The organism is Pseudonocardia xinjiangensis, from assembly GCF_050948425.1.
In the GTDB taxonomy this organism is placed as follows: Bacteria; Actinomycetota; Actinomycetes; order Mycobacteriales; family Pseudonocardiaceae; genus Pseudonocardia; species Pseudonocardia xinjiangensis.
In genome coordinates this window covers 3,235,451-3,248,227 of record NZ_CP192009.1, presented here as the reverse complement: position 1 = coordinate 3,248,227, position 12,777 = coordinate 3,235,451, and the positions used below count along the sequence as shown (strand labels likewise).

Below are 12,777 nucleotides of genomic sequence, written 5' to 3'. Positions count from 1 at the left end.
GAACGCCAGTGGTTGCGGCGGTGCCATCGTGGCGACACGTCGATGACGATCGGGCGTCCTCGCAGAGGGGGTGGGTTCGTCGCAGATGCTGTGGGCTCTGCGAGGAACGCAGCCGGCGCGCGTTCACACGGCCGCAGTGCGCGTTTACGACATCCGCTGGCGGGAGAGAGCCTTTCCGATGACGCGGGCACCCTCGGGGAAGCGGTCGGGGTTCGGGCCGGAGTAGTTGAGCCGGATGAATGAGCCGGACGGTTCGGCGGGGAACCATTCGGTGCCGGGCGCGATCGTCACGCCGTCGGCTTCGCAGTCACGGGCGAGCCGGTCGAGGTCGGTCTCGTCGGGCAGGCGGGCCCAGAGGTTGAGACCGCCGCGGGGTACGTGGTCGAGGTGGGCGTCGGGGACGTGCTCGGCAAGGCTGTCGATGAGCAGGTCGCGGCGGGCGCGCAACTGGTGAGGCAGGTTGCGCAGGTGGGTGCGCCATCCGGGCTGTGTGACGACGTCGAGGGCGGCGGCCTGCAGGAGACCGCTGACGTACATCGACTCGGCTCCCCGGTCGGCGAGGATGCGGTCGCGGGCGGGGCCACGGGCGATGACCGCGGCGACGCGAACGGCCGGGGACACGCTCTTGGTCAGCGAGCGCAGGTAGACGACGTGGCCTGCGTCGTCGTGCACGGCGAGCGGTTGCGCGGTGGTGTCGATCCCCAAGTCGTGGGCCCAGTCGTCCTCCACGACGAAGGCGGCGTGAGCGCGGACGACGTCGAGCACCTGCGCCGCCCGTGAGGGCGGCCACTGCGCGCCGGTGGGATTGGCGTACGTCGGCTGCGCGTAGAACACGCGTGCCCCGGTCTCGGCGAAGGCGCGGGCGAGCTCGTCCGGGTCCGGGCCGGTCGGTCCGCTCGGCACGGGGACGACGTGCACACCGGCTTGCGCCGCGGCGAGGATGGCACCCCAGTAGCTCGGCGACTCCATGAGCAACGGCTGCCCGACACCCACCAGCGCGCGGAAGATCGAGCTCAGGCCGCTCTGGCTGCCGGGCAGGACCACGACGTCCCGGGCTGCCGGCGGGGTGACGCCCACCGGTGCGGCCTCGGCGAGCTCGTGGGCGAACCAGGCTCGAAGCTCCGGCAGTCCGGCGGCGGGAGACCGGGCCACGGCCGCGTCGGTGCGGGCGGCGCGCGCGAGCGCGGCGCGCACCAGCCGCTCCGGGAGGAGCTCGCGCGCGGGGTAACCGGCGTGCAGGCCGATCCCGTCCGGTGAGCTGACGCGCATCGGCGTCGCCACGGGCGGGATGCGCGCAGGCGGGGAACGCAGGGCCCCGGTCTGCCACCCGTAGTCGGGAGGCCGCACGGTGCGCACGGCGCGGGTGAACGTCCCCACGCCGGGCCGGGGCTCGACGAGCCCGAGCGCGCTCAGGGCTCGCATCGCCTTCTGGACCGTGACGGGACTGGCTCCGTACTCCGCCGTCAACGCCCGGTTGGACGGCAGCCGGGCGCCCGGCGGCGCCTGCGCGATCCAGGCGCGCAGACCTGCGACGATCCGAGCAGCGCTATCGTCAGCCATGTCGAGACAAGATAGCGCTACTCGGATTTCGCCAGCATCGTTATCGCTGGCGCGGACGGGCCTGTGGTGGGGGCTGCTGGGAGTGGCGGCGTTCTCGTTCACCGTCCCGTTCACCCGGGTCGCCGTCGGGGGGCTGTCCCCGCTGTTCGTCGGCTCGGCCCGCGCGGTCGTCGCCGCACTCCTGGCCGCCACCGCGCTCGCCCTGACCAGGCAGCCCCTGCCGACGGGCGCCCAGTGGGTGCGGCTGGCCGTCGTGGCCGGCGGCATCGTCGTCGGCTTCCCGCTGCTGACCTCGTATGCGCTCACCACCGCCTCGGCCGGTCACAGTGCCGTGGTGATCGCACTGCTCCCGGCGGCGACCGCCGCCATGGCCGTCGTCCGCGGCAAGGAACGCCCGCCGCGGTCGTTCTGGATCATGGCTGCGGTCGGCGCCCTCGCCGCCGTCGTGTTCGCGTCCCTGCAGGGCGGCGGGTTCGGGCAGCTGCACCACTCCGACCTGTTGCTGTTCTGCGCCGTCGCCGCCGCCGCGATCGGCTACGCCGAGGGCGGGCTGCTCAGCCGCGAGCTCGGCTCCTGGCAGACGGTGTCCTGGGCGCTCGTGCTGTCCTCGCCGCTGATGATCACCTTGACGGTGGTCTCGACGCTCCACCAGCCCCCGTCGGCGACGCCGATCGAGTGGGCGGCGTTCGCCTACCTCGCCGCGGTCAGCATGTTCCTCGGCTTCTTCGCCTGGTACCGCGGCCTGGCCATCGGCCCGATGGCACAGGTCAGCCAGGTGCAGCTGGTCCAGCCCGTGCTCGGCATCAGCTGGGCGGCTGTGCTGCTCCGCGAGGAGCTGACCTGGCCGACCGTCCTCGGCGGTGTCGCCGTCATCGTCTGCGCCGCCATCGCCGTGCGCATCCGCCTCGACCCCCCGGCCCGTGCCGTGGCCGTCACACCAGAGCTGGAGCGGTGCGCAGCGCCGAGCCGCGCAGGCGAGCGGCGTCCTGGCTGGGAGGAGCGCCGAACTGGCGGCGGTACTCGCGACTGAACTGCGACGGGCTGTCGTAACCGACGCGGTGGCCGACGCCGGAGACGTCGCTGGACTGCATGGCGAGCAGGAGCCGGGCCTCCTGCAGCCGGATCTGCTTCTGGAACTGGATGGGGCTCATCGCGGTGACCGCCTGGAAGTTGCGGTAGAAGGCGGACACGCTCATGCCGGACAGCTGCGCCAGGTCCTCGACACGGAAGGACTGCGCGTAGTGGTCGCGGATCCACCGGACCGCCCGGGCGATGTGGCTGAGGCTGCTGTCGGCGAGACCGAGCTGGCGCACGACGGCGCCCTGCTCACCGGTGATGAGCCGCCACAGGATCTCCCGCTTGATCAGCGGTGCGAGCACCGCGATGTCGCGTGGCTGGTCGAGCAGGCTCAGCAGCCTGATCACCGCGTCGACGAGCGCGGCGGGAGCGTCGGTGACAGCCATGCCGGACGGCGCGCCGCCGCCGGCGGGCGGGAGGTCACCCGGGGCGGCCTGCAGCAGCAGCTCGGCGACGGTGGCCGGGTGCAGGACCAGCCCGAAGCCCATCGCCGGCCGCTCGGGGCTCGCCTCGGTGAACTGGCCGGTGATCGGCATGTCCACCGAGGCGATGAGGTACTGCCCGGCGCGGTACTCGTACACGCGGTCGCCCAGCGCGATCCGTTTCGCGCCCTGCGCGATGAGTGCCATGACCGTTCCCGACATCGACGGAGACGGCGGCGTCGACTGCTCGACCTGCGACACCAGGACACCGTCGATGGCGGTGGTCGCGTCGGGCCGGGCATGCCGAGCGAGCAGGGCACGCAGCCCGTCGAGGTCCATGATGCGATTGAAGCACGATCCCAGTACTCCACAAAGGGGGAGGATCAGGCAAGAGATCAGGAGCATCGTTCTCACGTTTCGCCAGGTCACGATGCTTACATGGACGGGTCGACATCCCAGGAGAACACGACAGCTCCACGATCCAAGGGACTGCCCCCATGAGCGTCAACCACGGTTTCCACGCCACCATGACCGCCCGACCCGGGAAGGGTGACGAGCTGGTCGAGTTCCTGCTCGACGCGCCGTCTCTGTCCAACGAGGACTGCGTCGTCTTCCTGGTCAGCCGCTCGGCGGGCAGCCGGGACACCGTCCACGTCACCGAAGGCTGGACCAGCGAAGAGGCCCACGGCAGGTTCTTCGTGACCGAGGAGGCGCAGGCGCTGGTCGCCAAGCTCCAGCCGCTGCTCGCGGGCGAGTCCCGGTACACCGACGAGGTGCCGGTGGGCGGCAAGACCGCCTTCCGGGACCGCTGACCGGCCACCGTCGTACCGATCACCGCACCACCCCCTCGTGAGGAACCACCGTGAACCAGGCACGCCCCGGCATCGACCCCCAACTGCACGCAGTACTGGCCGACATGCCGCTCATGTCCCAGCTCAGCCCGGAGATGGTTGCGCAGCTGCGCCAGGCCCCGTCGACGCCGGTGGAGACCTTCCTCGAAGGTCGCGCCGTCGACCGGCGCGAGGTCACCGTCCCGAGCCCGGATGGTGAGCGGATCCCGCTCTCGATATTCAGCCCGGCCGGTGCCGAGCGCTCCCCAGCGGCAGGCGGCCAGGCGGAGCTGCACGTCTGGGCGGGCGGCTTCCACGCGTTCGACGCGCTCTACCCGCAGGTGCCGGTCTCGGCCGCGGCCCGCCGGACGCGCACCGACCGGCTCACCCGGGTCCTGAGCCCGGCTTCCGAGGCGCCGTCCCCGGACCTGCCGGACCAGGCTCTCCAGCCGACAGGGTGAGCGCCGTTGCTCGCTGCGGACCGGTTGCCCAGCGGTCAGGCTCCGTCGTAGTTGGTGACCAGTTGTCCCGATGATCCAGAACGTGTCACTCCGTCGCCATCAGCACCTGTTGCGCTGTGTCGCCGCTTCACCCCGATCGGGTGGCAGCGGCTCATGGAGCCAGGAAGAGGAGTAGATGGACGACCTCGAGCACCACAGGTTGAACCGGCGCAGGATGTTGGCAGTGACGGGTGGGCTGGCCGGTCTGGTCACCCTGGGCGGCGTCTCGCCGGCGCAGGCAGGCGAGACGACCGGCCAGGGGCCGGGCGGCAAGAGCCGGGACTGGTTGCCCGGTGACCACCACATCCACAGCGAGTTCAGCGTCGGATACGACGAGTCCACGTCGCCCCCGACCCCGATCATCGCGGGCGATGCGATCTACCCCATCGCGACGAACGCGACCAACGCGGAGCGCTTCGGTCTGCGCTGGATGGTCTCCACGGACCACGGCGGCCCCAACCACTCCAAGCTCAACGCCGAGCAGGCCTACCCCAGCCTGCTCGACTCCCGTCGCAAGGTGCCCGGTGTGCTCCAGTTCTACGGGATGGAGTTCGACACCCCGGCCGCCGACCACAGCAGCCTCATCATCCCCAAGGTCGCCGACGAGCGGGACATCCTGTTCTCCCTGGAGAGCCGCTTCGCCAAGCGCGACGCGTTCCCCGGCGACCCGGTCCGCGATACCGAGCCCAAGATGCTCGAAGCGCTCCGCGCGATGCGGGCCCTGCGTGACCGGCCCGTGCTGTTCGCCAACCACCCCGCCCGATCGGCCACCGGCCTCGGCGTCTACGGCCAGGACACGCCGGCCGAGTTCCGGGCCTGGAACGACACCGCACCCGAGGTGTCGGTCGGCTTCGAGGGCGCACCCGGACACCAGGCCGGCACGCTCAACCGCGACGGGAGCCTTGACCCGAACGGCGAGCGCGGCGGATACGGCAACCACCCCACCATGGGCGGCTTCGACCAGATGACCGCCCGGCTCGGCGGGCTGTGGGACTCCCTGCTCGGAGAGGGCCGCCGCTGGTGGATCACCAGCACGTCCGACTCCCACGTCCACTACACCGATGGTGGCTCCGACTTCTGGCCCGGCGAGTACTCCAAGACCTACGTCCACGCCACCGCGGACTACGCCGACATCCTCGACGGCCTGCGCAACGGCCGCATCTTCGTCACCACCGGCGACCTCATCGACCGCCTCGACCTCACGGTCTCCCGGGCAGGCCGCGGTGACGGCGGCCCGAACCAGGCCGCGGTCGGCGAATCGCTGCTGCTGCGCGGCCGCGACGACCGCGCCGCCGAGGTCGAGGTACGCATCCGGGTTCCCAAGGCCCCGAACGCGCACGGCGACCGGCCCGTACCGCGCCGCATCGACATCATCGGCGGAATGATCACCGGACCGGTCGCCACGCCCACGGTCGACACCAACCCGACCACCACGGTCCTGGCGCGCTTCGACGAGTCGAACTGGCGCCGCGAGGGCGATTGGATCGTCGTCCGGCACTCGATCGATGTGCCCGGGGCGATGTACGTACGGGTCCGCGGCACGAGCACCACCGAGCTCGAGCCGGAACCCGACGCCCACGGCGCCGACCCCTGGGCCGACCTGTGGTTCTACTCCAACCCGGTCTTCATCCGCCGCTGATGATCACCCCCGGCGTGTGGGCCTGCGACCAGGTCCACACGCCGGGCGCGGGGCGCGCCCGCAAGCCCGGCCAGGGCGGGTCGGCTCACGGTGTGTTCGGGACGAGCCCCTCGTTCTGGGTGTAGGCGTCGCGGCAGCCGGTGGCGCAGAAGCCGATGGTGGTGCCGTTGTGGTCCAGGGTGATCGCTTTCGGGCCGAGCCGGACCTGCATGCCGCAGATCGGGTCGACCACCACGCCGTCGGGTAGGTCGGTCTGCGCGGGCGCCGCGGCCCGGTACTCCTCGGTCATGTAGTTCAGCACGCCGGCAGCGGTGGTGGCCTTGCCGTTCAGGCCGATGCTGCCGTCGGCGATGCCGACCACGTTGACCCACACGTCTCCGCCCTCGCGCGAGACCCCGTGCTGGTTGTCCCGTCGCCTGAGCGCGGCCCGCACCACACCGATGGCGTAGCGCGACATCTCTTCCCGCCATGCCTCGGGCACGGTGATCGTGACGATGTAGGGCGGCGGCGCGTGGGCAGGGACGGGCCCGTCGCCGGTGGTCCAGCTCCGTGCCTCGTGGAACAGCACGTGACTCATCCGGCGCACCCGTCGGAGGGTCTCGGCCGGGATCTCCTCTCCGCCCAGCATTCCGGTCATGATCTGCTGCGCGACCTCGGCGCGCGCCGCCTCGTCCATGGCCCCGACAGGGTGGGTGATCTCGATCAGGTTCATCGTCACGTCCTCAGCAGGGTGGTGGCTCCGGCGACGGCCATCTGATTTACGTACAATCGTACGTAAATCGTAGATCGAACGTACGGGGAGGGTCAAGAGTGGGACGACGGGCGAGGTTCAGCCGCGCCGAACTGGAGGGCGCGGCCATCGCGGTGGTCGACGAGCACGGCCTCGCCGGTCTCACCATGCGTGCGGTCGCCGCCCGCCTGGGCACCGGCCCGATGACGCTCTACAACTATGTCGCCGATCGCGCGGCGCTGGATGCCCTGGTGGTGGACGGCGTGCTGCGCGGCATCACAATTCCCCACTCCCCCTCATCCGACTGGCGCGTCGACGTCCGGGGACTCGCCGAGGAGCTGTGGCGTGCCGTCCGCCCGCACCCCAACGCCATTCCGCTGGTACTCGCCCGACGCAGCCAGTCGGAGACCTTCCTCGACGCCGCCGAGGCACTGCTCGCGGCACTCGCCCGGTCCGGCCTCGACGGCGAGGACCTCCTGGTCGCCTTCCGTGCCGTCACCACGCTGGCGGCGGCCTTCGCCCAGACCGAGCTGACCGGCCCCTTGAGCACCCGCAACGGTGGAGCGGACGCGACGATCGACCGGTTCCGCTCGCTCCCGACCGAGCGCTACCCCCGGTTGATCGAGATCGCCGGTGCCGCCCGGACCAGCACGCCGGAGGCCGAGTTCCGCCGCGGGCTCGAAGCACTGCTCGACGGGCTACAACCGGGCTGAAATCCCCCGTACGGGGCCGACCGCGTGCCCCGTCGACGGCCACGATCGGCCAGGGGCTGAGCCAGTACGTACACGGGCGCCCTGCGGGCGGGACAGCACCACAGTGGAGCGTGGGTCCGGAGGCGATCGATCGAACGCCGCAGCGTGGGTTCTGCGGATCTCCACGGCACGCCGACGCCCGTAGACAGCTGACCTCGATTCAACCCTTCGCCGAAGGAGCGTTTCACCGTGTCGCACCACCTGGACTCCGAACTGTCCCGCAAGGACAACCGGCTCGACCTCACCGACCAGTACGTCTTCCACGGCGAAACCGGAACGGTCTTCGTCATGGACGTGAACTCGTCGCTGGCGGTCGATGTGCCGCCGGGATGGCACCCGGAGGCGCGCTACGAGTTCAAGATCCACACCGCGGGCGGTGAGCACGAGGATCTCACCTACCGTGTCACCTTCGGCCCTGACGCCGGCGGCGGAACCGGGCAGGCCGTCGCTCTCCATGTGCTCGCCGGTCCGGAGGCCCGGGACGACACCGCGCAGGGCGAACTCCTCGCCGAGGGCCGCACCGGCACCGTCATCACAGGGCCTGCCGGACTGCGGTTGTGGACCGGCCGGGCCGCCGACCCGTTCTACGTCGACCTGACCCTGGTCTTCGCCATCAACGCCGCTGTCAAGAGGGGCGCGAAGATCGAGCTTCCGGACTGGCGCCCCGAAATCGCCGAGAGCAGCTTCGCCGGCTCGTACATCCACGCCATCGTGCTCGAGATCGCCGACGACGATCCGCGGCTGGGCGTCGACCAGAACATCGGACTCTGGAGCGTCACCAAGCTGGCTACCGACGCGGGTTCCTGGCGGCAGATCAACCGCGAGGGACACCCGATGGTCTGGCCCATCTTCCGGCCCGACGACGGTGAGGCCGCCAGCACATCGAACACGAAGCATCCGGCCGCCGAGCTTGCCACCGAGAGTGCACACATCGCGGACCTCGTGGCCGACCTGACATGCGCCAACGGGACAGCCGACGACCCCGTGGCGCACGGGCAGGCCATAGCCCGACGCCTGCTGCCCGACGTACTGCCCTATCGGACCGGCACACCTGCCGTCTTCGGGTTCTCGGTCATGAACGGCCGCGCTCTGGCCGACAACGCTCCCGAAGTGATGTTCTCGCTGGTCATGAACTCAGCTGTCAGCACCGGCCTCACCCCGGGGCAGTTCGCAGACAATCGCAGTGCGACCTTCCCCTACGTGGTGGCCGCACAACCGGAGTGACGGCACATTCACAGGAAGGCACATCATGTCCACACCCGCCGCTGCATCTTCGCAGCTCACCGCAGCCAATCTGGTCGCCGCGGCCGCCAACGGGATCACCTACACCTACCGCCGCTTCGGCAACGGCGCCCCTGACAAGCCGCCGCTACTGTTCCTGCAGCATTTCCGCGGCAACCTCGACAACTGGGACCCTGACCTCGTCGACGCGATCGCCGCGGAACGCGAGGTGATCCTGCTCGACAACACCGGAGTCGGCGGATCTTCCGGCACGACGCCGAACACGGTGGCAGCCATGGCACACGACGCACTCGCGTTCGTCGATGCTCTCGGCCTCCGCACTCTCGACATCCTCGGGTTCTCTCTCGGCGGCTACGTCGCCCAGGAACTCGCGCTCATCAGGCCACAGCTCGTGCGGCGGATCGTGCTGGCCGGTACCGGCCCGCGGGGAGGCGAGCAGATGCACGGATTCACCCCGGACGTACATGAGGCGGCGACCCGCGACCAGCTCACGGGCGCGGACTTCGTCAGCCTCTTCTTCGAGCGGACCCCGGCCGACGTCGCCAAGGGAGAGCAGTTCCTCGAGCGCATCTTCAGCCGGACGCACGACCGCGACGAGCCGACCAGCCTCCAGACCCGGAACGCCCAGCTCGACGCGATCACCGCGTGGGGCATCCCCGAGCCGGCCCGCCTGCAGCGGCTTGCCGGGATCACGCAGCCCACGCTGGTGGCGAACGGCGATCACGACATCATGATCCCGACCAGAAACAGCAGACTGTTGGCGGCGAACCTGCCGAGCGCCCGACTGTCCCTCTATCCCCACGCCGGGCACGGGTTTCTCTTCCAGTACGCGATGGACTTCGCGATGGAGATCAACGCCTTGCTGGGCTGAGCGGGATGTTCAGCGATAGAGCTGTCTGCGCCTCGTCCAGCGACTCGACGAGCAGCGTCGATTGCATCCCACCCCTCAAGGAATGCAATCGACGCCGCCCTGTCCGGAGGGCACTTCAGGGATCTCGAACACTGAGCCGGGAATGCCGGCTCGATGGCTTCTTCCTGTTCGGTGCTGACCATCGGGATCCATAATCGGCCGGCGCCGCACCGATTGCGCCCGTGAGCACCCTGGCCACCTCCCGGGGCGCGGTCAGCGGCGTCGGCCCGCGAGGGGCCGCGGCGCAGTGGCGTCGGGGCTGATGGGCCTCCGCCGCCGGTTCACCGGAAGAGCTGCATCCGGGAGGTGATGTTCAGCTTCCCGAAGATCTTGCTCAGGTGCCACTCGATGGTGCGCGGGCTCAGGAACAGCCGGGCGGCGATCTCGGGGTTGGACAGGCCCTCGCGAACGAGCCGCACGATCTGCGCCTCCTGGGCGGTGAGCTCGCCACCGGTCTCGACGGCGCGTTTACGGACCCGCTCGCCCGTTGCCTGCAGCTCGCGCGCGGCGCGCTGGGCGAATGCCTCCATGCCCATCGCGGAGAACATCTCGTGGGCGCTGCGCAGCTGTTGGCGCGCATCCACCCGACGGCGTTCGCGGCGCAGCCACTCGCCGTACAGCAGGTGTCCACGGGCGAGCTCTCCCCGGATACGGGTACGGCCGAGCCGATCGATCGCCGCCCGATAGAGGCTCTCCGCATCCGCACCGGCACTCAGCACTGCTCGGCAGCGGGCCTCGATGCCCGACGCCCAGTCACTGCCGCGGGCAGGTGTCGTCTCCGCGAGCCGGGTGAGTGCGTCGGCCGCGTGCGCCGGCATCCCGCTGCGGATGGCCGCCTCGATGAGCTCGACCAGCACGCCCCAGGCGGACAGGCCCAGTTCGGCCAGGTGCGCGTTGCTCTGCTGAGCCGCCGTCAGCGCGTCCTGGTACCGGCCGAGGCTGTTGAGGAGCAACGCCTTCGCCCTGACCGTGACCGTCAGCCCGATGCCCTCGCCCCGGCGCACCACCTCGGCGAGGGTGGTCTCGATCACCTGGGCCGCCTCGGCCTCCCGGCCCCGCCAGGCGGCGAGCAACAGGGCGCCGTAGGGCACCGCGGAACTATCGGTCACCTCGGTGACCGCCTCCAGTTCCTGGATCAGCGCTGCTGCCGCGGCCATCTCGCCCATCAGCACGTGCACGGTGATGCGTGAGTTCAGGGCGAGGGGGAGCGTGGTGAGCGCCCCGGTGTCCCGGGCGAGCTGGACGTGGCGGCTGACGAGCATCTCCAACGCCTCGTCGTCCCAGAGGTTCACGGCGACGATATGGGCCTGCCAGAGCCACCGCAGCTCGTCCTCCTGTCCGAGGCGGTTACTGCGGAAGGCATCCAGTGCCCGCCTCAGCATCGGCGTGCTCGCGGCGTATCCCGCTGTGTACCGGGTCGCCAGGGCGTCGAGGAGGAGATCGGCCGCGCTCGGGGGCTGCGCCGCCGGCGGCGCGGCGCGTGCGGCTTCGGCCACCTCGCGGACACTTCCGCCCGTGACCAACGGGCCGGCGAGGATGGCTGCGGACAGCGCGTCCAGGTAGGTCTCGCGGGCCAGCCGCACGTCGAGGGATCCGAGCTTCCTGGCTGCCTCCAGCAGCGACGAGACAGCGGCGCGGCCGCGGTTCACGTCGAACGCGATCCGGGCGCGCAGCAGGTCGGCGTATGCCCGCTGGAGGTTGTCCGCTGGGCCCGCGTCCGCGATGGACAGCAGCCTCAGAGCCGCGTCGGGCATGCCGGCCTGGTGCGCGGCCTGCGCCGCACTGAGCGCACGCTCACCGCGACGAGTCGGATCAGGCGTCAGCTCGGCGGCCCGTTGCAGGAACGCGGCCGCCGCGGCCGGGCCGCCGCGCGCCTGCGCCCGGCCGGCGGAACGCTCGAGATCCACGGCGACCTGCTCCTCGGGCTCGACCGTTGCCTGGGCGGCGTGCCAGGCGCGTCGATCGGGATCCGTCTCAGGACAGGTGGCCTCCGCCAGCGCCCGGTGCACGCTGCGCCGCTCCTGCGGGGACGCCGCCCGATAGACCGCCGAGCGCTCCAACGGATGCCGAAAACGCACTCCGGCACCGATCTCGAGCAGCCCGGCCGCCACCGCGGGAACCGCCGCATCGACGCCGACCCCGAGCCGCTCCGCCGCCCGCCACACCAGCACCGGCTCTCCGAGCGGTTCTGCCGCCGCGATGAGCAACAGCCGCCGGGCGTCGGCCTCGAGCGCCATCAGCTGCCGCCGGAAGCTGTCCTCGATCTGCATCGGGAGCGCCGCCCCTGCCGTAGGCCCGAACCCTCCGGCCAGCTCCGCGGGTGCCAGCCCGCGCGGCAGCTCGATCAAGGCCAACGGAATGCCCCGCGTCTCGGCCACGATCCGGCCGAGCACCCGCTCGTCCACGGGCCCGCGCAGCACTGAGCGCAGGAGGGCCCGCGCATCATCATCGGGCAGCCCGTCGACCACCAGCTCCGCCAGGCCCGTCAACGCCGTACATCCATCGGTTGCCTGGATCGCGAAGACGATGCCCACGGACTCCGCCACCAGACGACGCGCCACGAACGCCAACGCCTGCGCCGAGGCACGGTCGAGCCAGTGGGCGTCGTCGACCACACAGACGAGGGGCCGCTCCCGGGCCTCCTCCGCCAGCAGGTCCAGCACGGCCAGGCCGACCAGGAAACGATCCGGCGGCGGCCCGCCACGGAGCCCCAGCGCCGTGCCGAGCGCATGGCGCTGGTGATCAGGAAGCCGGGCGAGCCCGTCCAGCAGGGGTGCGCACAGCTGGTGCAACCCCGCGAAGGCCAGCTCGATCTCCGACTGCACCCCGGCGGCACGGACCACCCGCCCCGGCGCCCGCTCCACCACGTACTCCAGCAACGCCGTCTTGCCCACGCCGGGCTCGCCGTGCATCACCAGGGCACGGCTCTCGCCCGACCGGACCGCCTGAAGCAGTCGGTCGAGCACCTCGCGCTCAGCACTCCGGTCCAGCAACCCCTGACACCACCTGCTCAGGCCCCCGGACCTCGGAGTATCCCCGCCGTCCCGATCGCGGCGCCACCACGAGCCGCACCGCGCAGCCGCGCGCCGACCTCGTCGGCGGGAGAAAATCAACG

Annotated in this window: 11 protein-coding genes; 7 read left to right on the top strand and 4 right to left on the bottom strand. The window is 71.1% G+C overall.

Translation table 11 applies throughout. The annotated features are described in order from the left end of the window. Window positions 1-144: 144 nt before the first annotated feature. Window positions 145-1,560 (bottom strand): PLP-dependent aminotransferase family protein, encoded by a 1,416-nt coding sequence (locus ACQPZA_RS15360; protein WP_433281646.1) that lies wholly within the window; start codon window positions 1,558-1,560, stop codon window positions 145-147. Here ACQPZA_RS15360 and ACQPZA_RS15355 point away from each other — a divergent pair. Continuing rightward, window positions 1,559-2,590, top strand: coding sequence for a DMT family transporter (locus ACQPZA_RS15355; RefSeq protein WP_433281644.1), 1,032 nt, complete (start codon window positions 1,559-1,561; stop codon window positions 2,588-2,590). The genes ACQPZA_RS15360 and ACQPZA_RS15355 overlap by 2 nt on opposite strands. On the opposite strand, the gene ACQPZA_RS15350 is transcribed toward ACQPZA_RS15355, so the two are convergent. Beyond that, a complete protein-coding gene (locus ACQPZA_RS15350) occupies window positions 2,493-3,398 on the bottom strand; it encodes an AraC family transcriptional regulator (protein ID WP_433281641.1) in 906 nt (301 codons plus the stop codon). The two genes, ACQPZA_RS15355 and ACQPZA_RS15350, sit on opposite strands and share 98 nt — an antisense overlap. A 158-nt stretch (window positions 3,399-3,556) precedes the next feature. Here ACQPZA_RS15350 and ACQPZA_RS15345 point away from each other — a divergent pair, with 158 nt between their 5' ends. From ACQPZA_RS15345 to ACQPZA_RS15335, 3 genes are all read left to right on the top strand, one after another. Further along, window positions 3,557-3,871 carry a putative quinol monooxygenase gene (locus tag ACQPZA_RS15345; RefSeq protein ID WP_433281639.1) on the top strand — a complete coding sequence of 105 codons (315 nt, stop codon included), beginning with the start codon at window positions 3,557-3,559 and terminating at the stop codon, window positions 3,869-3,871. A gap of 50 nt (window positions 3,872-3,921) precedes the next feature. Further along, window positions 3,922-4,350 carry a hypothetical protein gene (locus ACQPZA_RS15340; RefSeq protein WP_433281637.1) on the top strand — a complete coding sequence of 143 codons (429 nt, stop codon included), beginning with the start codon at window positions 3,922-3,924 and terminating at the stop codon, window positions 4,348-4,350. A gap of 175 nt (window positions 4,351-4,525) precedes the next feature. Further along, the gene (locus ACQPZA_RS15335; RefSeq protein ID WP_433281635.1) at window positions 4,526-6,028 is read left to right on the top strand and encodes a hypothetical protein; all 1,503 of its coding nucleotides are present in this window, start codon (window positions 4,526-4,528) and stop codon (window positions 6,026-6,028) included. Between the two features lie 85 nt (window positions 6,029-6,113). Here ACQPZA_RS15335 and ACQPZA_RS15330 read toward each other — a convergent pair whose 3' ends face one another. After that, window positions 6,114-6,740 (bottom strand): hypothetical protein, encoded by a 627-nt coding sequence (locus tag ACQPZA_RS15330; protein WP_433281633.1) that lies wholly within the window; start codon window positions 6,738-6,740, stop codon window positions 6,114-6,116. Window positions 6,741-6,838: 98 nt separating this feature from the next. Between ACQPZA_RS15330 and ACQPZA_RS15325 the strand changes: the two genes are divergently transcribed. The 3 genes from ACQPZA_RS15325 (at window position 6,839) to ACQPZA_RS15315 (ending at window position 9,623) form a co-directional block, all read left to right on the top strand. Next, the gene (locus ACQPZA_RS15325) at window positions 6,839-7,471 is read left to right on the top strand and encodes a TetR/AcrR family transcriptional regulator (RefSeq protein ID WP_433281630.1); all 633 of its coding nucleotides are present in this window, start codon (window positions 6,839-6,841) and stop codon (window positions 7,469-7,471) included. Window positions 7,472-7,699: 228 nt separating this feature from the next. After that, on the top strand, window positions 7,700-8,734 hold the full coding sequence (locus ACQPZA_RS15320; RefSeq protein ID WP_433281628.1) for a DUF4331 family protein: 1,035 nt from the start codon (window positions 7,700-7,702) through the stop codon (window positions 8,732-8,734). Window positions 8,735-8,759: 25 nt separating this feature from the next. After that, complete coding sequence (locus ACQPZA_RS15315) at window positions 8,760-9,623, top strand: alpha/beta fold hydrolase (protein ID WP_433281626.1); 864 nt, start codon at window positions 8,760-8,762, stop codon at window positions 9,621-9,623. 320 nt (window positions 9,624-9,943) lie between these two features. Here the strand turns inward: ACQPZA_RS15315 and ACQPZA_RS15310 are convergent, their stop codons facing one another. Beyond that, window positions 9,944-12,655, bottom strand: coding sequence for an ATP-binding protein (locus ACQPZA_RS15310; protein WP_433281623.1), 2,712 nt, complete (start codon window positions 12,653-12,655; stop codon window positions 9,944-9,946). Window positions 12,656-12,777 lie beyond the last annotated feature (122 nt).